The 25,042-nt window shown below is 63.1% G+C and carries 24 protein-coding genes and 1 pseudogene; 21 read left to right on the top strand and 4 right to left on the bottom strand.

What is annotated here, in order from left to right:
- Nucleotides 1-430 (top strand): annotated as a pseudogene (locus ACSSV4_RS21660) (potassium-transporting ATPase subunit KdpA); the annotation flags it as partial.
- A 180-nt stretch (nt 431-610) separates the two neighbouring features.
- Complete coding sequence (locus tag ACSSV4_RS21665) at nt 611-1,699, top strand: hypothetical protein (protein WP_454277165.1); 1,089 nt, start codon at nt 611-613, stop codon at nt 1,697-1,699.
- A gap of 28 nt (nt 1,700-1,727) precedes the next feature.
- Here the strand turns inward: ACSSV4_RS21665 and ACSSV4_RS21670 are convergent, their stop codons facing one another.
- Complete coding sequence (locus tag ACSSV4_RS21670; RefSeq protein ID WP_454277142.1) at nt 1,728-2,348, bottom strand: exopolysaccharide biosynthesis protein; 621 nt, start codon at nt 2,346-2,348, stop codon at nt 1,728-1,730.
- A gap of 356 nt (nt 2,349-2,704) precedes the next feature.
- Between ACSSV4_RS21670 and ACSSV4_RS21675 the strand changes: the two genes are divergently transcribed.
- Together ACSSV4_RS21675 and ACSSV4_RS21680 are read left to right on the top strand one after the other, a co-directional pair.
- Nucleotides 2,705-4,141, top strand: a complete 1,437-nt coding sequence (locus ACSSV4_RS21675; RefSeq protein WP_454277143.1) for an alkaline phosphatase D family protein — start codon at nt 2,705-2,707, stop codon at nt 4,139-4,141.
- Nucleotides 4,142-4,181: 40 nt separating this feature from the next.
- Complete coding sequence (locus tag ACSSV4_RS21680; protein ID WP_454277144.1) at nt 4,182-5,222, top strand: sodium:calcium antiporter; 1,041 nt, start codon at nt 4,182-4,184, stop codon at nt 5,220-5,222.
- A 315-nt stretch (nt 5,223-5,537) separates the two neighbouring features.
- On the opposite strand, the gene ACSSV4_RS21685 is transcribed toward ACSSV4_RS21680, so the two are convergent.
- On the bottom strand, nt 5,538-6,005 hold the full coding sequence (locus tag ACSSV4_RS21685; protein WP_454277145.1) for an Lrp/AsnC family transcriptional regulator: 468 nt from the start codon (nt 6,003-6,005) through the stop codon (nt 5,538-5,540).
- Nucleotides 6,006-6,177: 172 nt separating this feature from the next.
- On the opposite strand from ACSSV4_RS21685, the gene ACSSV4_RS21690 reads away from it, so the two are divergent.
- The 15 genes from ACSSV4_RS21690 (at nt 6,178) to ACSSV4_RS21760 (ending at nt 18,257) form a co-directional block, all read left to right on the top strand.
- On the top strand, nt 6,178-6,645 hold the full coding sequence (locus tag ACSSV4_RS21690) for an RrF2 family transcriptional regulator (RefSeq protein ID WP_454277146.1): 468 nt from the start codon (nt 6,178-6,180) through the stop codon (nt 6,643-6,645).
- Nucleotides 6,646-6,826: 181 nt separating this feature from the next.
- Nucleotides 6,827-8,005, top strand: a complete 1,179-nt coding sequence (locus ACSSV4_RS21695) for a sulfate ABC transporter substrate-binding protein (protein WP_454277147.1) — start codon at nt 6,827-6,829, stop codon at nt 8,003-8,005.
- Between the two features lie 3 nt (nt 8,006-8,008).
- Entirely contained in the window at nt 8,009-8,848 is an 840-nt protein-coding gene (gene cysT / locus ACSSV4_RS21700; protein ID WP_454277148.1) for a sulfate ABC transporter permease subunit CysT, read from the top strand.
- Entirely contained in the window at nt 8,841-9,125 is a 285-nt protein-coding gene (locus ACSSV4_RS21705) for a hypothetical protein (protein ID WP_454277149.1), read from the top strand. The genes cysT and ACSSV4_RS21705 overlap by 8 nt, the downstream gene beginning before the upstream one ends.
- The gene (gene cysW / locus ACSSV4_RS21710; protein ID WP_454277150.1) at nt 9,118-9,978 is read left to right on the top strand and encodes a sulfate ABC transporter permease subunit CysW; all 861 of its coding nucleotides are present in this window, start codon (nt 9,118-9,120) and stop codon (nt 9,976-9,978) included. Before ACSSV4_RS21705 ends, cysW begins: the two co-directional genes overlap by 8 nt.
- 11 nt (nt 9,979-9,989) lie before the next feature.
- Nucleotides 9,990-10,709, top strand: a complete 720-nt coding sequence (locus tag ACSSV4_RS21715; RefSeq protein ID WP_454277151.1) for a sulfate/molybdate ABC transporter ATP-binding protein — start codon at nt 9,990-9,992, stop codon at nt 10,707-10,709.
- Nucleotides 10,710-10,712: 3 nt separating this feature from the next.
- A complete protein-coding gene (locus tag ACSSV4_RS21720) occupies nt 10,713-11,192 on the top strand; it encodes an Lrp/AsnC family transcriptional regulator (RefSeq protein ID WP_454277152.1) in 480 nt (159 codons plus the stop codon).
- A 95-nt stretch (nt 11,193-11,287) separates the two neighbouring features.
- The gene (locus tag ACSSV4_RS21725) at nt 11,288-11,875 is read left to right on the top strand and encodes an RBBP9/YdeN family alpha/beta hydrolase (protein WP_454277153.1); all 588 of its coding nucleotides are present in this window, start codon (nt 11,288-11,290) and stop codon (nt 11,873-11,875) included.
- Between the two features lie 111 nt (nt 11,876-11,986).
- A complete protein-coding gene (locus ACSSV4_RS21730) occupies nt 11,987-12,139 on the top strand; it encodes a hypothetical protein (protein ID WP_454277154.1) in 153 nt (50 codons plus the stop codon).
- Nucleotides 12,139-13,494, top strand: coding sequence for an FAD/NAD(P)-binding protein (locus ACSSV4_RS21735; RefSeq protein ID WP_454277155.1), 1,356 nt, complete (start codon nt 12,139-12,141; stop codon nt 13,492-13,494). Before ACSSV4_RS21730 ends, ACSSV4_RS21735 begins: the two co-directional genes overlap by 1 nt.
- A 123-nt stretch (nt 13,495-13,617) precedes the next feature.
- Nucleotides 13,618-14,166 (top strand): FMN reductase, encoded by a 549-nt coding sequence (gene msuE / locus ACSSV4_RS21740; protein ID WP_454277156.1) that lies wholly within the window; start codon nt 13,618-13,620, stop codon nt 14,164-14,166.
- Between the two features lie 89 nt (nt 14,167-14,255).
- Nucleotides 14,256-15,605, top strand: a complete 1,350-nt coding sequence (locus ACSSV4_RS21745) for an LLM class flavin-dependent oxidoreductase (protein WP_454277157.1) — start codon at nt 14,256-14,258, stop codon at nt 15,603-15,605.
- Between the two features lie 11 nt (nt 15,606-15,616).
- Nucleotides 15,617-16,453, top strand: coding sequence for an ABC transporter permease (locus ACSSV4_RS21750; protein WP_454277158.1), 837 nt, complete (start codon nt 15,617-15,619; stop codon nt 16,451-16,453).
- A 45-nt stretch (nt 16,454-16,498) separates the two neighbouring features.
- Nucleotides 16,499-17,476 (top strand): ABC transporter substrate-binding protein, encoded by a 978-nt coding sequence (locus ACSSV4_RS21755; protein ID WP_454277159.1) that lies wholly within the window; start codon nt 16,499-16,501, stop codon nt 17,474-17,476.
- Nucleotides 17,477-17,486: 10 nt separating this feature from the next.
- Nucleotides 17,487-18,257: an ABC transporter ATP-binding protein gene (locus ACSSV4_RS21760; protein WP_454277160.1), complete on the top strand. Its 771-nt coding sequence runs from the start codon at nt 17,487-17,489 to the stop codon at nt 18,255-18,257.
- Nucleotides 18,258-18,290: 33 nt separating this feature from the next.
- Here the strand turns inward: ACSSV4_RS21760 and ACSSV4_RS21765 are convergent, their stop codons facing one another.
- Nucleotides 18,291-20,171 carry a cation:proton antiporter gene (locus ACSSV4_RS21765; protein WP_454277161.1) on the bottom strand — a complete coding sequence of 627 codons (1,881 nt, stop codon included), beginning with the start codon at nt 20,169-20,171 and terminating at the stop codon, nt 18,291-18,293.
- An 86-nt stretch (nt 20,172-20,257) separates the two neighbouring features.
- The gene (locus ACSSV4_RS21770) at nt 20,258-22,033 is read right to left on the bottom strand and encodes an SLC13 family permease (protein WP_454277162.1); all 1,776 of its coding nucleotides are present in this window, start codon (nt 22,031-22,033) and stop codon (nt 20,258-20,260) included.
- A gap of 131 nt (nt 22,034-22,164) precedes the next feature.
- Here ACSSV4_RS21770 and murJ point away from each other — a divergent pair, with 131 nt between their 5' ends.
- Together murJ and ACSSV4_RS21780 are read left to right on the top strand one after the other, a co-directional pair.
- On the top strand, nt 22,165-23,700 hold the full coding sequence (murJ, locus tag ACSSV4_RS21775; protein WP_454277163.1) for a murein biosynthesis integral membrane protein MurJ: 1,536 nt from the start codon (nt 22,165-22,167) through the stop codon (nt 23,698-23,700).
- 365 nt (nt 23,701-24,065) lie between these two features.
- Complete coding sequence (locus ACSSV4_RS21780; protein ID WP_454277164.1) at nt 24,066-24,875, top strand: methyltransferase domain-containing protein; 810 nt, start codon at nt 24,066-24,068, stop codon at nt 24,873-24,875.
- Nucleotides 24,876-25,042 lie beyond the last annotated feature (167 nt).

Consider the following 25,042-nt stretch of genomic DNA (forward strand, 5'->3'; position numbering starts at 1 on the left):
CAAGGAACAGAGCGAGGGCAAGCTGGTCGCCATGTGCGGCGACGGCACCAACGACGCGCCAGCCCTCGCACAGGCCGATGTGGGTGTTGCGATGACCACGTCCACCTCGAACGGGTCCATGGGTGCCACGCATGGCAGCCTCAACCCGCCGACCGGGCTGATGCCGTTGGCGCGGATGTGGCTCAACGCGACCTTCGGCGGCGTTGGCGTGGGAATGATCAACATGTTCTTCTATATCGTCGTCTCGGTCTTTGGCGCGGGCATGATGGTGGGGCGCACGCCGGAATATCTGGATCACAGGATCGAGGCCAGGGAGGTGCGGCTTGCCGTTCTGGCGCTCTTCGCGCACCCGTTCCTGATCCTCGGCGGCACGGCGCTCTTTGCCGGGGCCTCGCTGGGCCAATCCACGGTGCAGGACATGGGCGCGCATGCCCGGCCAATAAAGCAGACGTTGCAAGAGGCGTCTGCGCCACACATCGTGACGAACGGTCCGAACAGCGAGGTGACGCTCGTGACGACAACACAATGTCGGCGCCGACCTGCAACTATGGGCGGCCCGCAACGATTACCGATGGTCCAAGCCGACCGACTTCAAAGATTCGACCGCTCCATGCTGTCGCAGAAATCGCTCAAGCCTCTTTATTTGGGGCAGCAAGAACCCACGTTTAAGGGGCGACCGAAGTCTAAGAACCGGGCGGATACGACGGTGCTGTCAAACTCAGGAGGAATGATGACCCGTGATCGCAAGCGCCTCGAGCGCTACGACGCAACCACCTCGACCTACACGATCATGCAGATCACCGACGAAGATCAGGACTCCCAGGTGACCCTCGAGGATGGCGAGACCTATTTCGAGGCGCGGCTGCGGCACGACCGGATTCACCGTCATGTCGATGCGGATGGGGCGGTCCGCTACTCGGTGGAGCACATTCCCGACGAAGACGGCGGCGAGGTGCATGTCTATTCCAAGTTCGGCGAGGTGGATTCCGACACCTTTCGGGGCGGGGAATTCTCCGAGTTGCTGAAATGGGACCGTCACATGCTGGTGTTCGATGACCGGACCGGGATCGTTGGAGAACTGCGCGGCGTCAACCACATGATCATTCCCCGCCAGATGCTTATGACCGGCTCGGGCGACGAGGCACAGAAGGGCTTCAAGTGCGAATGGGCGACGCTGGTGGGCGATGAACTCGTCGTGGGCTCTCATGGCAAGTCGCGCCGCGAGGAATGGATCAAGCGCATCGGCCCGCGGGATTATGTCGTGCGCAGCGAGGACTGGAGCCATGTCTACCAGCGCATGCGCGAGGCCTGCGGTGTCGGAGAGGAGGGCTATCTCATTCACGAGGCGGCTGAATGGCATCCCTGGCGCGAACGCTGGTACTTCTTCCCGCGCAAGGTCTCGACCGAGCCCTTTCACCCCCCGACCGACGAGCGCGAGAAGGGCAATAACCTGCTCATCGAGGCGGATGCGGGGTTCTGCGACATCTCGGTGCGGGAGGTCGGTCTGCCGACGCCCGATCGCGGGCCGTCCTCGATCAAGCTGGTGCCCGGCCACCCGGACGAATTCATCTACATGAAATCGGTCGAGATCGACGACAGGACCGAGAGCTGGATCGGCGCGGCACATCTCGACGGCACGCTCCTGGCAGAGGAGGAGAAGCTGGGCGACTTCAAGTGCGAGGGCATCGAGGTCGTCTGACAGGCGCGGTGATCGCGCCACCGTCCCCCTAAAGGACGAAGATCGGCACCGCCCCCGCGGCGGTGAGGATCGACAGTCCGACAAGGACGAAAACCCCGTCCCGGGTCAGCAGCGCGAGGGAAAAGGACAGCACCGCCGCACCCAAGATCGACGACGAGAAGGGCACGATCTCCAGCAGCGGCATCAAGGCCCCCGAGACCATGCAGAGCGATTGCGGCAGGATCCGCCCGCCATGCCCGACGAACCTGCCGAGCCGCCCCTTGTGCGTGTGCCGGTCGAGAAAATCAGCCACTCGGCGCATCCGTCTCAACCCGCCGCGCAACCTGTCGCCCGGCACTGTTCGCCGCGTCACGACATCCGGCAGGAAAAGGTGGCTGCGTTTGAACAGCATCTGCGCCGCAATGAAGGCGATGGTGATGCCGCATAAGGACGAAAAGAACGGGATCCCGCTCAGTGGCGACACGACCAACAGCGCGGGCACCATCATGGCCGAAGCGAAGGACGCGGGGCCGAAGGATTCGACGAGATCCCTCAGCGCCACCCGGTCCATCCGGGCGCACCGCTCCAGCCGGTCAACGACCTTGCGCACAGGCTGGTCCGAGATCTCTTCCGGCGTGTGTGTCGGCGATTTCCTGTCTTGTCGCGACATCATTTCCTTCCTGCAGCTGGTGTCGCCGCGCCAAGACTCACAGCGCGTGCTGCCTTGTCGGGCGGGACGGGTTTTCCAGGACTTGCGAGGCTTGCGTGCCCGGATGGCCTGCAAGACTGTCCGGCCCCGCAAGCCTTCGAGTATCTCTGAGGCCTCCATATGGGACGCCCTCGGCTGCAACGCAACAGAGGGTCGGCTCGCCCCTTTCACGAGAAGCCGAGCCGGACCAGGGCACGCGAACGCTGCGAAGAGACTGGTGCCGTCCGGCGGTCGGGCCAAGGCACCCGACGTCGTCGTGCAAATGAATTCCGGCACGTGGCTTGCGATTTGGCCCCTGCGGCAATAGGTGACCGGCTATGCGCACGGAAATCACCGAAACCATCGGACCAATCCTGTTCCTGGACGATCTTTTCGCTCCCAAGATGCGCCTGTCCGCATTGTTCATCACCAAAAGGGATGCCGCGCCGCCGCCACCGATCGAATCTTCTGGGGACACGACGTACCCTGAATCAATCGCGGCGTTCGACCACGCGACGGTCTGGCGCGCCCGGTTTTCCCTGCCAGCGGACCGTGGGTCGGAATACACGTGGAACAGGGAAACCTATACCGTCGCGGGCGATCTCACGGGCGATCTGCGCCTGGCCTACGTGTCATGCAACGGCGAGGAGGTCGGCGACCTCGAACGCGAGGGTTCGGAACGCAACGTCATGTGGGGCAGGTTGCGCGAGGAACATCGCAAAAGCCCCTTTGCGCTGATGCTGCACGGCGGTGACCAGGTCTATGCCGACGAGGTCACGCAGGGCCACGAACTGAGCGCGGGCTGGCCGGACGTTCTGCCGCGCGATCCGTCGCGCGCCGCACTGGCCGATCTGCGGCACCATCTGCGCGAAAGGTTCCTCGAACGCTACGTCATGCTATACGGCGCACCGCAATTTGCCTGGCTCGCCGCGCGGGTACCTTCGCTGATGCAATGGGACGATCACGATATTTGCGACGGCTGGGGATCGCTGCGCCGGTCGAGCACCTATTCGCCGGTCGGCCAGAGTCTGTTTAACGCCGCCCGCGAAGCCTTCCTGATCTTTCAGCAAGCTACGACGGACGACGATCTGCCCGCGCGCTTTGCCGATTCCTCCGGCACGCATCTGGGTTGGTCCGTAGAGGTCGACGGCCTTCGCATCCTCGCCCCTGATCTACGCTCCGAGCGCACGCGGCGCGCCATTATGGGCCTTGGCGGCTGGGCGATGATGGAGGACGAGGCGGCGCGCGAGGTTCAGGGCCAGACATTGCTATTGTCCAGTGTTCCGCTGCTTGGACCACGCCTGTCGCTGCTGGAGGCCGGAATGATGGCGGTCCCGCGCATGCAGAAATACGAGGATGACCTGCGGGACCAGTGGCAGAGCCGCGCGCATCGCGACGAATGGCGGCGCATGCTGCGTCTCGTGCGCGACATGGCGCAAAGGGATCAGAACAACGTCACTGCGATCTCGGGCGAGATCCACCTGGCCACGCGGGCGGTGATGGATCTGGGCGACGGTCGACACTTCCACCAGCTGGTGGCGTCAGGTGTCGCGCATCGGGCACCGCCCCGGGCATGGGCGCGGGTTCTTGGGGCTTTATCCTGGTTGGGCGAAAACCCGCTCCCGGACCACCCAATCCGCATTGCACGGCTGCCGGGTCAGCCGACACGCTATGTGGCCGAGCGCAACTATCTCGTCCTCGAACGGCAGGACGACACCTGGCGCGCCTGGTGGGAGCTGGAAACCTCTGGCACAACACCGGCGCTCACCATCTGAAACATCGACCCGAGCAGGAGTATCCCTCATGCCCGAAATATTGCTCTGGACCGCTGTCGCGTTCGTCGCCACCGCCATCATCTGGAAGGGCAGCGGCCTGCTGGAATCCTCGAGCGAGCGGCTCTCGGCCTATTACCGTCTTCCCGACATCGTGCAGGGCGCAGTGGTGGTCGCCATCGGCTCCAGCTTTCCCGAACTGTCGACGGTCGTCATCTCGGCGACTCTGCACGGCGCCTTCGACATCGGGGTCGCGGCAATTGTCGGCTCTGCGCTCTTCAATATTCTGGTGATCCCAGGTCTCGCCGGCCTGGTTGGCCGCGAACAGCTCAGCACCAATCGCGATCTCGTCTACAAGGAATCGCAGTTTTACATGATTGCGGTTGCGGTCCTGACGCTCACCTTTTCTTTCGCCGTGATCTACTATCCCGTGGACGGCCCGCCCGGCACGATCCAAGGCGAGATCACCCGCAGTCTGGCGGTTGTCCCGTTACTACTCTACGTCCTTTATGTATTTGTCCAGTATCAGGACACGCTTGATCACGATGCGGAAGAGGACCTTCGCGACATAACGCCGCTTCGCGAGTGGGGGCAGCTCGGGCTCTCGCTGGTCATCATCGTCGTGGGCGTCGAGGGGCTTGTCCGGGCGGCGATCAACTTCGGCGAGATCTTCGACACACCTGGCTTCCTGTGGGGCATAACTGTTGTTGCCGCAGGCACATCAGTACCCGACGCCTTCGTGTCGGTGCGTGCGGCACATGCGGGGCGCGGCGTCACGAGTCTCGCCAATGTGCTGGGCAGCAATGTCTTCGACCTGCTCGTCTGCATTCCGGTCGGTGTCCTGCTGGCGGGCGCGTCGGTGATCGACTTTTCGGTCGGTGCGCCGATGATGGGGGTCCTGACGGTTGCGACCATCGCGCTCTTTCTGATGATGCGGACCAAAATGGTTCTCAGCCGCATCGAATCCATAGCACTACTGGGTCTTTATCTCGGATTCGTCGTCTGGATTTCCGCCGAGAGCTTCGGCGCAATCGACCTCGTTCCGGGTCTGCCACCAGCCGCCGCGGGGTCCGATTCCCATTGATCGGGGCCTTCGCGGTTTCTGCCATTCGCCGAAAGTGCGCCCTGCTAATGCCAAATCGGAGGAAGCGGACATACATCGAACCGTAGCGGGCGGACTTTCGCTGCACCGTCGCATGTCTGCTCCACCCCCTTTTTGACGGCGTGGGAATTGAAGGACATTTCAGTCGCAGCGCCGAAGGGGCCGACGTGACCGGCTTCCGCCAGCTTGGTCGCCCAGCGTTGCAGTGTCATCAAACCGGCCACTCGTGCAAGGTGCAGCATTTGATGCCATTGAGTGGCCTATTGGCGGGACTTGTCAGCAGTTCCAAATTAGATTTCAAATCAACCCGGATATCGGCAGCGCAGTGCTCGCCTTTACTTGCTCCAAGGCGAACACCGAATTCACGCTCCGCAACCTGATCCTGGATGTCAGGCTCTCATAAAACGCGTCGAACGCCGACATGTCGGTGACCACCACCCGCAGCATGAAGTCATGTGTTCCCGCCAGGCGATAAGTGTCACGCACTGGCTCAAGGGTTTCGACGATGGACAGGAAACTTGCGCGCCAGTCCGCCGTATGCTCCACCGCCTCGACCATCACGAAGGCAGTCAGCGACAAGCCGAAGGCATCGGGGTCCAGCAGCGCCACGCGCGCGCGGAGCACGCCAGCCTCCTCATGTTTCTGGATGCGCTTCCAGCAGGGCGTCTGCGACAACCCGACCTGCTCGGCGATGCGAGCGACCGGGACGGTCGAATCCCGCTGCAAGATGTCGAGGATTTTCAGGTCGATCCGGTCGAAATTCATCGCGTCTCCTTTTGGCCAGAGATGGCCGCGTGTAACGAATCGTTTCGAGCATGTCACATTTCTACTTAATGTCGATCATGTTTGTCGTTTTTGCGGGTAAGGCTTCGCTTTCAGTTCTGACCTTGATAATGTCAACCTTGTTAGTCGCACTTTCCAGGACCACGTTCGGCGTATGATCACACACAAGACCAAGTATGCGCTCAAGGCGCTCATCGCGCTCGCTGACGAAAAAGCAGGCGAGGCAACAGCATTGCGGATCGAGGAGATCGCGGAGATGTCAGGCGCGCCGAAGCGGTTCCTTGAACACATCTTGCTTGACCTCAAGCGTGCCGGATTGATCGGCAGTCGTCGCGGCCGCAAGGGGGGCTACGAGCTGATCAAGGAGCCCAAGACCATATCTCTCGCACAGGTTCTGCGTCTCATCGACGGGCCGATGGCACCGCTGCCGTGCTTGTCGCGCAAGGCTTACCAGCGCTGCGAGGACTGCAAGGACGAGCGGACCTGCCGGGTGCGCGCCGTTTTTCACGACTTTTATTCAACATACATCCTCATGATCGAATCGCTGACGCTTGCCGACCTCCAACGGGATGTCCGGCCCCTCGAACACCTCCCTGTCTCGGAACCTGCCGCCGGAGAATGATCTTCCAAAAGCACGACTGAAAAGAGCATGATTATTCCTTTGATAATCACGAGTAAGTCTGTCGTTATTTAGGAGTCAGGCGGCAGCGGCCGGTGCGCCCGTAAGTGAGTGATCACGCGCCCCACCGGCCCTGCCCGCTTGACACGAGATTTGGACACGGGGTTCAGCAAAGGAGACACCCATGTATCGCACGATCCAGCAGGGCGCTTATGCGCAGGCACAGGGCAAATTCATCCGAAGTCTCGGCGATGGCCGCATCGAGATCGAGACAGGCAAGACGCGCCTGATCGGGCGGGCCATCGAGGCGAAGCGGGCCGTGACCAAAATCGGCGCGCGTGTCATCAGCAAGGACGGCCTGCGTGGCGGGCTTGTGGCGACGGTGGCCGCGCTTGGCCTGATGCTCAGCCCGGTTGGGACGGGTGCGGCCAAGGCGCAGGACAGCGTCAATATCCTCAATGTTTCTTACGACCCGACCCGTGAATTTTACCGCGAATACAACGAGCTTTTCAACGAATGGTGGACCGCGCAGGGCAATGCGCCCGTTACCGTCCAGCAATCGCATGGCGGCGCAGGTGCGCAGGCGCGCGCGGTGATCGACGGGCTGGAGGCGACGGTGGTGACGCTGGCGCTCTCGGCCGATATCGACAAGATTTCCGCCAGCACCGGCAAGTTCCCCGCCGACTGGCAATCGCGCCTGCCGCACAATTCCTCGCCCTATACCTCGACCATCGTGTTCCTGGTGCGCGACGGCAACCCCAAGGGCATCAACGACTGGGATGACCTTGTGCGCGAAGGCGTGGCGGTCGTGACCCCCAACCCCAAGACATCGGGTGGTGCGCGCTGGAACTTCCTCGCCGCATGGGCCTATGCCGATCAGAACGGCCTTGATCCGGCGGAATTCGTCGGCAAGCTTTACAAGAACGTGCCTGTGCTTGACACCGGCGCACGCGGATCGACCACCACCTTTACCCAACGCGGCATTGGCGACGTGCTGCTGGCCTGGGAGAACGAGGCGTTCCTCGCCCTCAAGGAGCTCGGTGAGGATGCGTTCGACATCGTCGTGCCCTCGGTGTCGATCCTGGCGGAGCCGCCGGTGACGCTGGTGGATGGCAACATCACCTCCGACGAACAGCGCAAGGCCGCCGAGGCGTATTTGCAGCATCTCTACAGCGCGCCGGCGCAGGCGCTGGCGCTCAAGCACTTCTACCGCGCCTGGGACACGTCCAAGGCCGCGCCCGAGGATATCGCGCGCTTTCCCGAGGTGAACCTGGTTAGCATCGACGATTTCGGCGGATGGCCCAAGGTGCAGCCCGAGTATTTCGGCGAAGGCGGCATATTCGACCAGATCTACGAGGAATAACCCATGAGGGCGAGCCTTCTGCGCTCGCCCTCACCCCTGCCGGGGTTTGGGCTGAGCTTCGGGATCATGATGGCGGTTCTGTCCATCGTGGTCCTTCTTCCGATCGGGGCGCTTCTGGGCCGTGGCCTGATGATCGGCCCTGCCGATCTTTGGGACATGGTCAATTCACGTCGAATTTGGTCGGCGCTGGAACTGTCGTTCCGGGCCGCCTTGATCGCCTCGCTGTTCAACCTGGTGTTCGGAATCGTGCTGGCCTGGGTGCTGGTGCGCTACCGGTTCTGGGGGCGCAGGTTGGTCGATGCCGCCGTGGATCTGCCCTTTGCCCTGCCGACCGCGGTGGCGGGCATTGCGCTCACGGCGCTCTATGCGCCGAACGGCGTCTTCGGCCAGGCGCTGGCCCCCCTGGGAATCAAGGTCGCCTATACCGAACTGGGCATCTGGATGGCGCTCATCTTCATCGGGCTGCCTTTCGTCGTGCGCACGGTGCAACCGGTGATCGAAGAGCTTGACCGCGAGGTCGAGGAGGTCAGCGCCACCTTGGGCGCGCGCCGGACCTACACGCTCCGCCGGGTGGTCTTGCCAACGCTGGCCCCTGCGGCCCTGACGGGTTTTGCATTGGCACTGGCGCGGTCGGTCGGCGAATACGGCTCGGTCATCTTCATCGCGGGCAACATCCCCAACCTGACCGAGATCGCGCCGCTGCTGATCGTGATCCGGCTGGAGGAATACAATTACGACGCCGCAGCCGCGATCGGCATTGCCATGCTGCTGATCTCCTTCGCGATGCTGCTGGTGATCAACCTTGTTCAAATCTGGAGCAGACGGAGGATCGGTCTTGTCTGAACACGTCACCCTTAACCACCAATCATATCATCTGAACCAAGAGGAACAATTGCCGGAGGCAGCGGGCCTGGGCTTGGCCCTTGTTGCAAGTCTTCTGGGGATTGTGCTCGCGCTCGCCGCCGCGTTTGCGGGCAAACCCTGGTGGTTGGTCATGCTTCTGTGGCCAACCGGAGCCGGGCTCTCGCTCGTGGGTCTGGGATGGCTTGCCATCAGTGCAGAGGCCGAACGTGACACAGGCGCGGCAATCGCCCCGGCATGGGGGCGCACCCATGGTTGATGTCACACTGAATCCAACGCCGGTCACGACCGAGCCGCGCCTGACGCGCGGAATCCTTATCGGCGGGACCATGGCGCTCATCGCGGTGCTTCTGTTCGCCCCGCTCATCGCCGTCTTTGCCGAGGCGCTGCGGCAGGGCTTGGCGGCCTCTCTCGACGCGCTCGCCTCGCCCGATGCGTGGTCGGCGATCCGCCTCACGCTGATCGTGGCGGCCATTGCCGTGCCGCTCAACGCCGTCTTCGGCATCGCCGCCGCCTGGGCAATCACCAAATTCGACTTTCGCGGCAAGGCCTTTCTGATCACGCTGATCGACCTGCCGTTTTCGGTCTCGCCGGTGGTGGCGGGGCTGGCGCTGGTGCTCTTGTTCGGGGTCAATTCGTCGCTCGGGGCGTGGCTGGTGGCCAATGACGTGCAGATCGTCTTTGCCTTCCCTGGCATCGTGCTGGCCACGATGTTCGTGACCTTCCCCTTTGTCGCGCGCGAACTTATCCCGGTGATGATCGAACAGGGCCGGGCCGAGGAAGAGGCGGCCTTGACGTTGGGCGCCTCGGGTTGGCGCGCCTTCTTTACCGTGACCCTGCCCAATATCCGTTGGGCGCTGCTTTACGGTGTGCTTTTGTGCAATGCCCGCGCCATGGGCGAGTTTGGCGCGGTCGCGGTCATCTCGGGCAAGATCCGGGGGGAAACCACCACCATGCCGATCATGATAGAGATGCTCTATAACGAATATCTCTCGGTCGCGGCCTTCTCGCTTGCTGCGGTGCTGGCGCTTCTGGCGCTGGTCACGCTTACCCTCAAATCGCTTCTCGAATGGCGTCACGCGGATGTTCTTGCCGCGACGCGCCGTCATTGAAAGGGAAACCCATGCATATCGAAATCGAAGAACTGGCCAAGGAATTCGGCACTGAACGGGCGCTGCATCCGGTCTCGCTCTCTATTCCATCGGGTGCGCTGATTGCTCTGCTCGGGCCGTCCGGCTCGGGCAAGACCACGCTCCTGCGCATTCTGGGCGGGTTGGAATTCCCGACCTCCGGGCGCGTGCTTTTTGACGGGTCCGACGCCACCGGCCTCACGGTGCAGGAACGGCGCGCGGGATTCGTGTTTCAGCATTACGCGCTCTTCAAGCATATGACGGTGTTTGAGAACATCGCTTACGGCTTGCGTGCCCGCAAACGCCGTGAGCGCCCGACCGAGGCCGAGATCGGGCGGCGGGTCAATCGCCTGCTCGACCTGATCCAACTGCCCGATATCGGCGCGCGCTATCCCAGCCAGCTTTCGGGCGGGCAGCGGCAGCGCGTGGCATTGGCGCGGGCGCTGGCGATCGAGCCGCGGATGCTGCTGCTCGATGAACCCTTCGGCGCGCTTGACGCCAAGGTGCGCAAGGAATTGCGGCAGGGCCTGCGCGACATTCACGACACCACCGGCCTTACCACCATTTTCGTCACCCACGATCAGGAAGAAGCAATGGAACTGGCCGATCTGGTGGTGGTCATGTCGATGGGCCGGATCGAACAGGTCGGCAAGCCGGCGGACATCCGCGCGAAACCCGCCAACGATTTCGTGCGCGACTTCACGGCGGCCTGAGCGATGGCAAAAACCGATCTGGACCGGATCGACCGCAAGATCCTGCACGAGTTGATGCGCGACGCGACAACCCCCGTCGCGCAACTGGCAGAGCGGGTGGGGCTGTCGCAAACCCCTTGCTGGAAGCGCGTGCAAAAGCTGGAGGCCGTGGGGATCATCACCGGGCGCGTCGCCCTCGTCGATCCGGCCCGGATCGGTCTGGGCCTGACGGTCTTTGTCGAGATCGAGGCCCCCGATCATTCCCGCGAGTGGCGCGCCGAGTTCCGCGCCGCCATCGCCGAGTTTCCGCAGATCGTCGAAATCCACCGCATGGCGGGCGATGTCGATTACCTCCTCAAGGTGGCCGTGGCCGACATGGCCGCCTTTGATGATTTTTACCTGCAACTCACCCGCCGCCTGCCGTGCCGCAATGTCACCTCGAAATTCTCGATGGAGGTGATCCGCAACACCACCGTCTGGCCCATCGACACGGCAACGGCCTGAAACCCCGCGCAGAGACTGAGATTCCAAAACACCCGTGAAATTTGGAACCCGAAAACACGATAAAGATGATAGTGTTTAAGGGAAAGGAGATCGCCATGATCAGAACCCTGCTCCTCCCCGGCCTCGACGGCTCTTCCGCGCCCCATTGGCAGCATTGGTGGGAACGGATGGACCCGACCGCGCGCATCGTCGAGCAGAAATGCTGGGACCGACCGCGCTCGGATCAATGGCTGACCGAGATCGCCGGTGCGCTTCTCTTGCATCCAGGCGCGGTTCTGGTGGGGCATTCCCTTGGTGCGGTGGCGGCGGTGCAACTCTTGTCGCATTGGCCTCAGCTCAAGGTCGGCGGCGCTCTTCTGGTCGCCCCGGCAGAGCCGTCACGTGATTCGCGCACGGCACCCTTCGGCAAGATCCCCGATGGCCCGCTGCGCGTGCCTGCCATCGTTGCCGCCAGCCGCAACGACCCGTGGATGGACCAGCCGCGTGCGCGCCGTCTGGCGAAACGCTGGGGCGCGGAATTCGTCGATATGGGCGAGGCCGGGCATGTCAACGTGGCCTCCGGCTTTGGCCCATGGCCTGAAGGGCGCGCGCTCCGCGATCTGATCTGGTCGCTGCCCGCCCTACCGGGCCGCGTGACTGTCAGTTACAAACACCAACTCGACCAAAGGGAGGTGCCCGCATGACACCGATTTTCAACCGCATCCGCAAGGCCGTTCCGATGACCGTCTTTGTCGTGGTCTATACCGCGCTGATGGCGATCGTGATCCTGAGTTGAACCCGGAAAGGAGGCAACCATGATGTTCCACTGTGCCCACGATCCCGGCCTTGCCGCCTTCCTCGCGCCCGAATACGGCGTCCAAGAGGATGACCCCCTGCCCTCGCGCGCCGAGGTATGCCTTGCGCTGATCAGCTTTGCCCTTGGTGCCTTGCTTCTGGCGGCGCTGTGATGGACGGCACATTCCAGCCACCCGCCCGCCATGTGCTGATCATCGGCGGCGGAGCGAGCGGGGCGCTGATGGCGACGCATCTGTTGCACAACGCCCCTGAAACCCGCGTCACCATCGTCGAAAAGCGCGGAATCCTCGGCTGCGGTATCGCCTATGCGACCGACAACCCCGAGCATCTGCTCAACACCCGCGTTCACAACATGAGCGCCTTTCCCGACGATCCCGATCATTTCCTGCGCTGGCTGCGCACGCGGGATGACGATTGCGGCGCGACCGACCAGTGCTTTGTCAGCCGCGCTACCTATGGCAGCTATCTCGAAAGCCTTGTCTCGCCCTGGCGCGATGACCGTCTGCGCTGCGTCTCGGGCGAGGTGCTGCGGCTGGAGCCGTCTGACAAGGGCGTGAGCGCACATCTCGATGACGGCACGGCCGTGCTGGCCGACACGGCGATCCTTGCCACGGGCCATGCCGTGCCCGCCGAGCCGCGCGACGGCTTGCGCGGCGCGTGGGACTTTACCCCGCCCGAGGACACGCAAGCGCGGGTGGTGATCGTTGGCACCGGGCTCTCGATGGTCGATCACGTGGTGGCGCTGCTGGCGCGGGGCCATAGTGGGCCGATCACCTGCCTGTCGCGCCGGGGCCTTCTGTCGCAACCGCATGTCTGTGGTGCGGCCCTGCCGATGGGGCGCGGCGAGGTGCCGCTTGGGGCCTCGGTCAGCGCGCTTTTACGCTGGTTGCGCGTCCGGATACGCGCCGCCGAGGCGCTGGGCCTCCCGTGGCAGCTTGTGCTTGACGGGCTGCGCCCGCATGTGGCGGCGATCTGGCGGTCATGGGATACCGGGACGCGCGCCCGCTTCCTGCGCCATGGCGCTAGCCGTTGGGAGGTACACCGCCACCGGATGCCGCCGCAATCGGCGCAGACCATTGAGGCCGCGCGTGATGCCGGGCAGTTGAAGCTCATGCGCGCGCGCTTTGCCGGGGCGGTGCCGATGGGCGAACAGACCGGGATTGTCACCACCCGGCCCGACGGAACCGAGCGGATGCTGATCGCCGATCACGCCATCGACTGTCGCGGCATCCGCCGCAATCCCGAGAGCGACAGCGCCCCGGTGATCCGGGACATGCTGGCGCGTGGTCTGGCGCGGCTTGATCCGCTGCGTCTGGGGCTTGACACCACTCCTGACGCGCATGTGATTGCACGCGGCGGTGTTGCCTCGCGCCGGGTGTTTGCCATCGGGCCTTGCGCGCGCGGTGCCTTGTGGGAAATCACAGCGATTCCCGACATTCGTCTGCAATGCGCCGAGCTGGCGCGCGCGCTGAGCGGTCAGGCCGACACGCTCAGCCAGCCAGTCTGACATTCTCCCTGCCGCCTTCGGGCGGCTTTTTTCCTCTCCTTTCGGGTGTATCTTTGGAATGGAGAGGACAGGTAAAATGTAATATTGATTATCACGATAGACTAAATCGTGAAAGGAAAATCCATGACGGAAATCATCGGTTTCGCCGGCAGCCATAGCCAGCCCTCGCGCACCCGCGCTCTCGTCACGGAGGCGGTGCAGGACGCGGCCCGCCAGACCGGATTGGGCCATGCGGTTTTCGATATCAACGACTTGGGGGCGTCCTTCAGGCAGGCGGAATCGCTGTTTGATCTGTCGTCGGATGCGCGGGCGCATGTCGACCGCCTTCTGGCCGCGCGCGCCATCGTCGTCGGCAGCCCGGTCTATAAGGGCAGCTATACCGGCCTCTTCAAACACCTGTTTGACCTGATCGAGCCCGAGGCCCTGCGCGGCAAGCCGGTGCTGCTGGCCGCCACCGGCGGCGGCGACCGGCATGCGCTGGTGATCGAGCACCAATTGCGCCCGCTCTTCGGGTTCTTCGAGGCCGCAAGCGTGCCGACGGGCGTCTATGCCGGGTCCGTCGATATTGACGGCGACGGGCGGCTCTCGGACCCGCTGCGCGCCCGGCTCGACACGGCGGTTACGCAACTGACTGCCACCCTCACCCCGCGCAAGCTGGAGGCCGCGGCCTAACTCTCTTTCCCCAATCGCTTCGCCACCCCAACCGCTCGACCATGCAGGCCGGGCCATGGCGGAGCCTTGATCAAACCAAGGAGACAACCATGACCAGACAAATCAAACTCGGTGCCTTCCTGCCCGGTGGCGGGCAGCATGTCGCCGCCTGGCGCCACCCGCAGGCGCGTGCAGACGGGGCGACCAGCCTCGCGTATCACATCGAACTTGCCAAGACCGCCGAGCGCGGGTTGTTCGACGCCTATTTTCTCGCCGATGGACTAGCCACGAACGGGGCCGGGCGCGAGGGCGGCAGCGCCAAGATCGCAGGCTTCGAGCCGCTGACGCTGTTTGCCGCGCTTGCCACGCAGACGACGCATCTGGGATTTATCGCCACCAACACCACGACCTATGAAGAGCCCTATACCGTGGCGCGCAAATTCGCCTCGCTCGATCTGATCTCGAACGGGCGCGCGGGCTGGAACGTGGTCACGACGGCAACCGAGGAAGCGGCGCAGAATTTCAATCTGGATCAACAGATTTCCCATGCCGACCGCTATGATCGTGCGCGCGAGCATGTCGATGTGGTGAAAAAGCTTTGGGACAGTTTCGAGGATGACGTGTTCATCCGCGACAAGGAAAGCGGCGCGTTCTACGACCCCGACCGCCTGCACGACACCAACCATGTGGGCAAGCATTTCCGGGTCAAGGGGGCGCTCAATGTCTCGCGCAGCGCGCAGGGGCATCCGGTGGTGGTGCAGGCCGGTCAATCCGAGGCCGGGCGCGATCTGGCCGCCGAGAGCGCCGAGGTGATCTTTACTGCCCATCAAAAGATCGAAACGGCGCAGGATTTCTATCGCGATATCAAGGCGCGCGCGGCGGGCAAGGGGCGCAATCCCGATCACGTGCTGATCATGCCGGGTGTCGCCCCGTTCGTGGGCCGCACGAGCGAGGAAGCGCGCGAGAAATACGAGCGGCTGACCGATCTCATCGTCGAGGCCGACGGGCTGGCATTGTTGGGCGGGTTGGCCGGTGGCACGCTCGATCTCAAGGGGCTTGATCTTGACGGTCCGCTGCCCTCCGCGCCCGAGACCGAAGGCATGAAATCGCGGCAGGCCCTCATCCGGCAGATCGCCGACGAGAACGGCTTTACCATCCGCCAACTCTATCAATGGGTCGCCACGGCGCGTGGCCATCTCACGTTGGTCGGCACGCCCGCGCAGATCGTGGATACGCTGCAAGAGTGGTTCGAGAACGAGGCCGCCGACGGCTTCAACATCCTGCCGCCCTGGCTACCGGGCGGGCTGGACGATTTCATCGACCTCGTCACGCCGGAATTGCAGCGACGGGGCCTCTTCCGCACCGCCTATGAGGGGCGCACCCTGCGCGAGAACCTCGGCCTGCCCTATCCGATCAATCGCCACACCGCCTTGCGCAATGCCGCGCAGGCGGCTGAGTGAAGGAGTTTTCGATGACCTATCAAATTTCAGATCAGAGCGTCCGGTCCCCTGAGGGGTCGGACATTTGGTCCACGCTTGCGTGGATCACGCGTCGGGCGCGCGGATTGCTCTCCGATTACGGGCTTCTTGCGGCCTTCTTCGTGGGCTGGCACGTCGCAAGCGTTACGGGCGTGCTCAATCCGGCGGTATTCCCGCCGCTCGACCGGGTCGGGCAGGCGCTCTGGAATGGCCTCGCCTCGGGGCGGTTGGTGGGCGATATCGGCGTCTCGCTGCAACGCGCGGGCATCGCCTTTTTTGCGGCCGTCGCGCTCGGCATCCCGCTTGGCCTTTTCATGGGGCAAATCCGCGCCGTCGAGCGCGCGCTCGACCCGATCTTGCAGCTTTTTCGCCAGACCTCGGCCTTGGCGCTTTATCCCGTGTTTATCCTGCTTCTGGGTCTGGGTGAGGCATCGAAGGTCTTTGTCATCTTCTGGGCGACGCTGTTCCCGATCCTGCTGGCGACCATCGGTGGGGTCAAGGAAGTGGACCCGAAATTGATCGAAATGGCCCGCACCTTTGGCGCGACGCGGCTGACCACCTTTCGCCGGGTCGTTCTGCCGGCCTCGGTGCCCGCGATCTTTGTCGGGCTGCGCCTCTCGGCCACGACCGCCCTCTTGCTGCTCATCGCCGCCGAGATGATCGGGGCCAACAAGGGCCTCGGGTTTCAGGTGATGAACGCGCAATACAATTTCCAGATCCCGCTGATGTTCGCTGCGATCTTCCTGCTGGCCGGGCTTGGCCTCGCGGCCAACTGGGTTCTGGTTCTGCTGCAAAGGCGGCTCTGCCGTTGGAGCACGGCCAAACACTGAGGTTTCTCTCGTCAACCAAACATCCACAAAACAAAGGACAGAAAAATGACCTATCGCTTCAAATCCATCATCGCGGGCGTCGCCCTGTCGCTCTCGGCCGCCACGGCACAGGCCGAGGACGTGACCCTGCGCTACCTCTCCTATCATGGTGGCATCGCCGCGCATGAACTGGCCACAGCGCTTGGCTATTTCGACGGCACCGGCGTCAAATTCGAGGGCGTGGGCTATGCCGGGGGCGGGCCCGAGTCGCTCTTCGCTCTGGCTGCGGGCAGCGTCGATATCGGCTCGGCGGCCACCTCTGCGGTGATCAATTCCATCGCCAGCGGCAATGATTTCATCGCTGCCTATCCCACCAACGGGATCAACGATGACGCACAGTCGGTCTTTCACGTGCTCGAAGACAGCCCGATCAAATCCATCGAGGATATCGCGGGCAAGACCATTGCCGTGAACACGCTTGGCGCGCATCTCGATTACACGATCCGCGAGGCGCTGCATCAGCAGGGTCTGCCGCAGAACGCCGCCAATCTGGTGGTGGTGCCGGGGCCACAACTTGAGCAGGTGTTGCGCTCGGGGCAAGTGGACATCGCCGCCTTTGGCTATTGGCAGACCACGTTCGAGGGCGCGGCGCGCGCGGGTGGCGGGTTGCGCAAGGTGTTCGACGACACGGATGTTCTGGGCGAGATCGCGGGCGGCTTTACCGTGCTGCGCCGTGACTGGGTCGAGGCGCACCCCGACGCCGCGCGCGACTTTGTCGAGAAATCCGCGCTTGCGCTCGATTACGCCCGCGAGAACCCCGAAGAAACTCGCGAGATCATCGCCAAACTGCTTGAAGCACGCGGAGAAAATCCGGAAGTGGCCAAGTTCTTTGCCGGTTTCGGCGTGCGCGAGGGGGGCCTTCCGGTCGAGCGTGACGTGCAGTTCTGGATCGACGTTCTGGTGCGCGAGGGCGCGCTGTCGGAAGGGCAACTTGCCGCCGCCGACATCCTGCTGGTCACGGGCGACGCGCCCGTTACCAACTGAGGCGGGCGCGATGCCACTGGTGCAAGCCCAAGTGAAAGGAGAGGTCACGATCCGTGACCTCTCCAAGAGTTTCTCGCTCGACGGCGAGACATTGACCGTCCTCAAGGGGGTCAACCTCGACATTTGCGGTGGCGAAAGCCTTGCCATCGTGGGGGCCTCCGGCTCGGGCAAGACGACGCTCTTGCGCGTGCTGGCCGGGCTGGAAGAGCCGGATACAGGCGATGTGCTGATCGACGGCGCGCCGGTTCACGGGCTCGGGCGCGAGCGGGCGGTAATCTTTCAAGAGCCCCGCCTGCTGCCCTGGCTCACCGTGCTTGATAACGTGGCCTTCGGGCTTGAGGTGCAAGGTGTGCCCCAATCCGAAGCGGCCGAGCGGGCGCGGCGTTATATCCGCCTTGTCGGTCTGGCCGAATTTGAGACCGCCTGGCCCCGACAGCTATCGGGGGGCATGGCGCAGCGGGTGGGCATCGCCCGCGCCTTGACCGTGCAGCCCGAAATCCTGTTGCTCGACGAGCCATTGGGCGCGCTTGACGCCATGACCAAGATGACCATGCAAGAAGAGCTGACCCGTATCTGGCACGAGGAAAAGGTGACGATGGTGCTGGTGACGCATGATCTTGAAGAGGCGATCTTTCTGGCCGACCGGGTGCTGGTCCTCCCGGGCACCAAGGGCGAAGCTATTCGCCTCATTGACGTGAACCTGCCGCGCCCGCGCGACCGCAACGACACGGATTTTGTCGGTTATCGCCGTCAGTTGATGGCCGAGTTTGGGCTGCATTGAAACGCGGGCTGGCCGGGTTTTGCATGGTCGGTCTCATCGACGCTCAGGCTCTTCCGCGCTGTCCGCGCCAATCCCAGAATTGCCGATCGGCTTTGCAGGCGCGGGGGCCTCCCGCTCCGCGGGTGAAAAGGTGACAATGGCCTTGGCTTGATCGGTTTTCAATTCTTCTTCCGGGTTCAGAAAGGCAAATTCACCCCGCGTCGATACATAGCCAAGGATTTCGGCATCCGGGTACTGTTCGCGCCACGCCTCAAGCCCGTCGCGCTCTTGCAACGTCACACCGCGCAGCCGCCAATCCGCGTCGATCCGGCGTTGCAGATCACCATAAGAAGGTTTCCCGACCAGGGCCTGACCGCCCAGTTGCGGCGGCAGGGCGTGACGGCTTAGCGTTTCCTTGGCGCGCTGTACCTGCCAGACCCGTGCCCGACCAAGCTCCTGGCCGAGATCTGTCGCGACCAGCGTGTTGTAAGCGTCGTTTTCCGAGGCGGCCAGTAACACGTCATAGCCGATCAACTCGACATGGTGCTCTGCCGCTTCACCCAGAATGTCACCATGAAAGACGGCAAGCCCCTCGTGTCGGGCACGCAGGATGTTGCGGTGGTTGGGGTCGGCGATCAACGGGGCAACGTCGATCTCCTCAAGCGCCTGTGCAAGCGCGGTGGAAAATCGCGATCCGCCCACGATCAGCACACCCGGCCGCTCCCCGCCACTCAACCCCAGCAGTCGCGCGATGGGTGCAAGTGTGAAACCGTGCAGGATCACTGTTCCAAGAACCAGCACGAAGGCAAGCGGTGCCAGCAATGCACCCTCGGGCAAGCCGGCACCGACCAGCTTGTCCCCGAACAGACCGGAGACCGCGACCATCACCACGCCGCGTGGTCCGGTCGAGGCAACCAGAAGCCGTTCGCGCCAGGGCGTGGCGGTGCCCAGCAAGGGCAAAAGCACCTGCGCCGGGCGTACAACAAGGATGACGACCACGACGAACAAGGCCGCTTGCCAGTTCAGCGCGGCCAACGAGGAAAAATCGAGGCTGGCCGACATCAGGATAAAGACACCCGACACCAGCAACAGGGCGGCATGCTCCTTGAAGCGATGCAATTCCGAGTGCGAGGCAAGCTTGGCATTGGCAAGCACCATGCCCATCAGGGTCACCGCCAACAGTCCGGATTCATGCAAGAGCGCATCGGTCATCGCAAAAACGGCAATGACCAGCACAAACAGCACCGGCACTTTCATGTATTCCGGTGTCAGCCCGCGCTGGAACATCCGCGCGGTTGCAAAGCCGGCCAGAACACCGACAAGCGCAGCAAACCCGATTCCGGACACCAGCACCCAAGCGGCCCGTCCCGCGCTCAATCCCCCCTGAAAAACCAGAACGATCTCAAGCGCGAGAACGGCGATGAGAACACCGATCGGATCGTTGATGATCGCTTCCCATTGCAGCAATTGGGCCGGGGCGCGGCGCAACCTGGCCTGTCGCAGCATCGGCGCGATCACCGTCGGGCCCGTCACTACAAGCACCCCGCCGAACACCGTAGCCACCTGCCATGGCAGCCCCATGGTCAGCCCCATCGCGACCGAGGCCAGCAACCATCCCAGGGGCGCGCCCACATAAACCAGCCTGCGCACTGCGTTACGGCCATCGCCCAGACGATGGAACTCCAGGGTCAAACCACCCTCGAACAGGATGATTGCGACCGCCACGGAAATCAGCGGCTTGTAGATGTCGCCCAGATCCCTGTCGGGAATGAACCATCCGAACACCGGCCCGACCAGCAACCCGGCCAGCAACATCAAAACGATGGAGGGCAGGCGCAACCGCCATGCCACCCATTGCGCGCCAACACCCAGAACGCCGACAAGGGCAATGGCCTCGACCGGCGAGAGTGCTGTCTGTGCGATATCTGCTGACAATTCCGACATCCTTTCGGTTCAGCGTTGCGTGGCAACACGCTTGATAAAGGGTTTCCCACAGAATTGCAGCGGTGTCGGCAGATAAATCAGAACGGAAAGAAGATCGGGATTATCAGCACCGCAACCACGGCGAAGATGATGTTGAGTGGCAGTCCCACTTTGATGAAGTCAGTGAACTTGTAGCCCCCCGCGCCGTAGACGAAGGTGTTGGTCTGGTAGCCGATGGGCGTCGCGAAGCTGGCCGAGGCCGCGAACATAACCGCCATGATGAAGGGGCGCGGGTCGAAGCCGAGTTCGACGGCGAGAGCGATGACGATAGGACCGATTACTACGGCAACTGCGTTATTCGAGACCATTTCGGTGAGCGTGCTTGTCAGGACATAGACCGCGGCGAGGATAGCCAGAGGGCCGATTCCACCGACAGCGTTCACGACAGTCTCGACGATCACGCGCGCGGTTCCGGTCTCCTCCATCCCCATCGACAGGCCGAGCATCCCGAAGATCAGGAACAGGATGCGCCAGTCGATGGCGTCGAACGCCTCCTCCGGGTCGACGCAGCGGGTCATCATCACCACGACCGCACCAATTACCGCAAGGCCCGCGATGGGCATGACGTTCAATGCGGCCAGTCCCATCACGCCGAAGATCGTGGCGATGGCAATGGGGGCCTTGGCGCGCCGTTGCGGGCGCTCGGTTGGCGTCGACAGATTGACGATGCCGCCATCCTCCATCATCCGCTGAAGCCCTTCGGGCGGCCCTTCGAGCAATAGCGTATCGGCGAATTGCAGGCGCAGGTCCTGCAATTCCTGGCTGATATTCTGCTCCTGCCGGTGCACGGCCATCAGGTAGACACCGTATTTCCGGCGCAGCTTCAGGTCTTTGATCGGCCTGCCGCGCAGGTGTGAGTTCGGGCCAACGCTTGCCTCCATTGTGATCGTCTGGTCGGCGGTCACCGGCTCGACATCGTGATCGTCCCGATCCCGAAAGGCGATCTGCCCGTCCTCCTTGAGCCCGAGGATCTCGCCGGTGCCGGTCTTGAGCACCAGTCGGTCGCCGACCTCCAGCACCAACTCCTTCATCGTGCGGCGCATCGAGACCTCGCCGCGCACCACGTCGAGGATGCGCGTTTCGGCGGTGTTGAACGGCAGGTCCGACAGGCGCTTGCCGACATATTTCGATCCGTTCGGGATCAGCAGGCGGGCCAGGAACCTGCGTTTGCTTTCCTGTCCCAGAAGCCCCGACAAAGACCCCCGATCTGGCAGCAGGAACCGACCCGCAAAAACCATGTAGAGCATGCCCGTCGTGGCAAAGATCAACCCCGGCAATGTCATCTCGAACATGGTAATCGCCGGTTGTCCGGCATCCCGCGCCACGCCGCTCATCAGAATATTGGTGGAAGTGCCAACCAGCGTCAGCGTGCCGCCGAAGATCGCCGAGAACGACAGCGGGATCAACATTCGCGATGGTGCCACGCCCACCGAGGCCGCGACGGAAATCATGATTGGCGTCAACAAGATCACGACGGGGGTGTTGTTCATGAAGGCAGAGGCCCCCATCGTGCCGACCATCATCAAGAGCATGGCCCGCAAGAACGAACCCCGCGCCTGCCGCTTCAGCACATCGCCTATGATCGTTAGCACACCGGTGCGCTCCAGAGCCGCCGAGATTATGAACATCATCGCGATGGTGATGGGTGCGGATGAGCTGAACACCGTTAGGAAGTCCCGCGTCTCGATGATTCCCGTCGCCAAGAGCGCCGCCGATGCCGCCAGAGCCGTGACCTCAGGCGGATAAATTTCCTTGAAAAAACTTAGGAAAACCACTCCGACAAGCGCAAGAACAAAGATTTGGTCAAGACTCATTGGCGATACTCTCGTGGACAATGATATTTTTCCACAATAAGCGATAAAGGAAGTCGTGTTTTCAACCAAAAACCGCCAGTCGCGACGAAATCACTGCGACATGGCCGTTTCACGTCGAAGGATGAACCGCCATGCTGCGCAAGCTCGGCACCGTTTCCGGCCTGACGCTTGTCAGCCGCGTCCTTGGCTTCCTGCGCGACGTGGTGCTGGCTGCGACGCTTGGGGCAGGGCCGGTGGCGGACGCCTTTATGCTGGCCTTCCGCCTGCCCAACCATTTCCGGGCGATCCTCGCGGAAGGAGCCTTCAACGCGGCATTCCTGCCGACATGGGCCGCAGCCGATGCAAGCGGGCGCGACAGTTCGCGTCTCGGCGCGGAGACCCTGGGCTGGCTCACGCTTGCCAACCTTGCGCTTCTGACGCTGGCGCTCGGAGCGACAGGCTGGATGCTGGCCGTGCTCGCGCCCGGCCTGGCATCTGCCGACGAGACCTGGCCGCTGGTCGTCACGCTGACACGGATCACCTTTCCCTACCTGCTCTGTATGTCGCTGGTTGCCTTTCTTGCGGCCCTGCTGAACGGGCGCGACCGCTTCGCGGCGCCTGCGGCCGCCCCGATACTGCTCAACCTTTTCATGATCAGCTCGCTGCTCTTGGCCGCACACTTCCCCAGCGCAGCCCATGCCGCCGCCTGGGGCGTCATGGTATCGGGCGTGGCGCAGGTCGCATTGCTGACCGGCGCCGCACTGCGCGCTGGCTTGCCACTGCCGCGTCCCCGGCTGGGCCTGTCGCCCGACACCCGCCTGTTTTTCCGTCGGCTCGGACCCGCGGTCCTGACCTCGGGCGCGCTTCAGGTGGCAATCTTCGCCGACACGATCATCGCCACTTTCCTGCCTGCCGGATCGCTCTCGCATCTCTACTATGCCGACCGGCTCTACCAACTGCCCATTGGCCTGATCGGTGTCGCGCTCGGAACGGTCATCCTGCCCGACATCGGTCGCCGCGCAGGGCTCGGCGACGAGGGAGGCATGCGCCGTGTGCTCGACCGGGCGCTCCTCATCTGTCTCGTCGTGGGCGTGCCGGTCGCGGTGATGATGGTGGCGCTCGGCGACTGGGCCATCCGCATTCTGTTCGTCCGGGGCGCCTTTGATCTGGCGGCGGCCGAAGCTTCGGCCGCCATTCTCGCGGCCTATGCCCTGGGGCTGATCCCCGCACTCGCACTGCGCTCCCTCGTCGCCGGGTTCCACGGGCGTGGGGACACCCGCAAGCCGCTCCAGCTTCTCGCCGCGGCAACGATGGTCAACATCTCACTGAAGATTGTCCTTGCCCCCTTGCTCGGAGCGGTCGGGCTTGCTCTTGCGACATCGGCGGGCCTCACGCTTTACGCGACGCTGCTGTTCCGGGCGGGGCGCGCACGAGGGTTTCTCGCGGGAACCGCGCCGTTCGCGACTGGCGCGCTCGTCGGAACCGGCGTCGCACTGGGGTTGCTCGTTATGTGGTCGCGCGATGCTGTTCTGCGCTACATCGAAACCGTGACAGCAAGCTTAGCGTTGCCCACCACGCTTTTTGCTTTCGTGTTGGGCGTTCTGGCTGTCCAAGCCATGGCCACCATGCTGCTGATTGGACATGGCGGATTTGCGGACAGTGATCAACGGTCGGATAGAGTGTCGTGACAAGTCCGCATACCTATTGACGCGTCCTGCAACGGCCTGCCAATGTGCCACGCTTAGCGTTCGACACATTGGCCTCTCAACTGCCTGGCTGCACTGCGAAATTGTTCTGGTGTTGCGTCATCATGAATGCTTTCCTTGAAATTGCGGGGACTCAACCCGCCAGTAGTGAAGGCCCCGACTCCGCCCTGCCTTCAGGCTGGCTCGCAACCACAGCGACCAAGCATCCGCCGCGAACCGCAGAACGTCCGCGTTGCCGACATCCGCGAGAGGTCGGTGCGGCAGACGAGCCGGCGACAACGATCCGGATTTGCGGTATATCGACACATAACGACCACCCACTGGAAGAACATGACGAAGCGAGAACAATGCCCGACATCTTTCAATCCATTGATGATCTCGATGCTGCATCCCTCCAGCGTGTGATCGACAGACTGGAGTTCCGAGGCACGTATGCCCCGTTCGTGGCCATGCGCGAGGCCTATCTGGATCGCCTCGATTTACCGCCCGGCGCAACAGTTTGCGAGCTCGGCTGCGGGACCGGCGTCGTGTCCCGGGCGATCGCGTCCAGACGCGGCTTCGACGGCACCGTTCAAGGCACGGATCTGAGCGAAGCCCTCGTGGCCGAAGCGCGCAAGCGGGCCCGCACGGAAGGCATCGAAAACGTGGTGTTTCGTGCCGAGCCTTCCGGTTTCTCAGGCAAGACCGATAACAGTTGTGACCTTGTTGTCATTCATACGCTGATCAGCCATGTCGCGGACCCGGCCTCGGTGCTGGCAGAGGCCATGAGGATCGCCAGCCAAGGCGCGCGGATCGTGATCTTCGACGGGGACTACGCATCGCTGACCTGTCACGCCGGCAGGCCCGCGAAAGACGCCGCAGTGGTCGAAACCCTGCTTGACGCGATTGTTGCCAACCCTCACATCATGCGCGAGATTCCCGGTATGCTCGTCGATATGGGAATATCGCTCGAATGGGCGCATGGCGACGTCCTGATGGAAGCCGGAACGGCGGAGTTCTTCGCGAGCCTTGTTGAATCCTACATCCCTATGGCCGTCAGGGCGGGCTTGCTCGAGACATCCGGCGCCGAGGACTGGCTTCACCAGCAGCGCGCGGCCTCGGAAAGTGGCAGATTTTACGGGTCCTGCAATTTCGTGAGCTACGTCGCGCGCGCCTGACCGCGGACTCGGATCTCGAAGATCCGTCTCCGGATACCGGACGCTCTCTCCCAGTTGGCCGATAAACGGCTGGATAGTGTCCCAGGGCGTGGTGTAAGAGCGCCGACCTTCGGAAAGGTCCAGATCTGATCAGGTCGCCACGGCGGGCAACCTGATGTTTGGATTGT

It is taken from the genome of Roseovarius sp. MBR-154, assembly GCF_053628595.1.

Excerpts from the sequence above, each read along its gene's own strand:
- ACSSV4_RS21760 (WP_454277160.1), top strand. The coding sequence starts at position 17,487 with ATGCCACTGGTGCAAGCCCAAGTGAAAGGAGAGGTCACGATCCGTGAC.
- ACSSV4_RS21665 (WP_454277165.1), top strand. The coding sequence starts at position 611 with ATGCTGTCGCAGAAATCGCTCAAGCCTCTTTATTTGGGGCAGCAAGAA.
- cysT (WP_454277148.1), top strand. The coding sequence starts at position 8,009 with ATGAGGGCGAGCCTTCTGCGCTCGCCCTCACCCCTGCCGGGGTTTGGG.
- ACSSV4_RS21685 (WP_454277145.1), bottom strand. The coding sequence starts at position 6,005 with ATGAATTTCGACCGGATCGACCTGAAAATCCTCGACATCTTGCAGCGG.
- ACSSV4_RS21730 (WP_454277154.1), top strand. The coding sequence starts at position 11,987 with ATGATGTTCCACTGTGCCCACGATCCCGGCCTTGCCGCCTTCCTCGCG.
- ACSSV4_RS21750 (WP_454277158.1), top strand. The coding sequence starts at position 15,617 with ATGACCTATCAAATTTCAGATCAGAGCGTCCGGTCCCCTGAGGGGTCG.
- ACSSV4_RS21725 (WP_454277153.1), top strand. The coding sequence starts at position 11,288 with ATGATCAGAACCCTGCTCCTCCCCGGCCTCGACGGCTCTTCCGCGCCC.
- ACSSV4_RS21745 (WP_454277157.1), top strand. The coding sequence starts at position 14,256 with ATGACCAGACAAATCAAACTCGGTGCCTTCCTGCCCGGTGGCGGGCAG.
- ACSSV4_RS21755 (WP_454277159.1), top strand. The coding sequence starts at position 16,499 with ATGACCTATCGCTTCAAATCCATCATCGCGGGCGTCGCCCTGTCGCTC.
- cysW (WP_454277150.1), top strand. The coding sequence starts at position 9,118 with ATGGTTGATGTCACACTGAATCCAACGCCGGTCACGACCGAGCCGCGC.
- ACSSV4_RS21675 (WP_454277143.1), top strand. The coding sequence starts at position 2,705 with ATGCGCACGGAAATCACCGAAACCATCGGACCAATCCTGTTCCTGGAC.
- msuE (WP_454277156.1), top strand. The coding sequence starts at position 13,618 with ATGACGGAAATCATCGGTTTCGCCGGCAGCCATAGCCAGCCCTCGCGC.
- ACSSV4_RS21715 (WP_454277151.1), top strand. The coding sequence starts at position 9,990 with ATGCATATCGAAATCGAAGAACTGGCCAAGGAATTCGGCACTGAACGG.
- ACSSV4_RS21695 (WP_454277147.1), top strand. The coding sequence starts at position 6,827 with ATGTATCGCACGATCCAGCAGGGCGCTTATGCGCAGGCACAGGGCAAA.
- ACSSV4_RS21690 (WP_454277146.1), top strand. The coding sequence starts at position 6,178 with ATGATCACACACAAGACCAAGTATGCGCTCAAGGCGCTCATCGCGCTC.
- ACSSV4_RS21670 (WP_454277142.1), bottom strand. The coding sequence starts at position 2,348 with ATGTCGCGACAAGACAGGAAATCGCCGACACACACGCCGGAAGAGATC.
- murJ (WP_454277163.1), top strand. The coding sequence starts at position 22,165 with ATGCTGCGCAAGCTCGGCACCGTTTCCGGCCTGACGCTTGTCAGCCGC.
- ACSSV4_RS21720 (WP_454277152.1), top strand. The coding sequence starts at position 10,713 with ATGGCAAAAACCGATCTGGACCGGATCGACCGCAAGATCCTGCACGAG.
- ACSSV4_RS21770 (WP_454277162.1), bottom strand. The coding sequence starts at position 22,033 with ATGAGTCTTGACCAAATCTTTGTTCTTGCGCTTGTCGGAGTGGTTTTC.
- ACSSV4_RS21735 (WP_454277155.1), top strand. The coding sequence starts at position 12,139 with ATGGACGGCACATTCCAGCCACCCGCCCGCCATGTGCTGATCATCGGC.
- ACSSV4_RS21780 (WP_454277164.1), top strand. The coding sequence starts at position 24,066 with ATGCCCGACATCTTTCAATCCATTGATGATCTCGATGCTGCATCCCTC.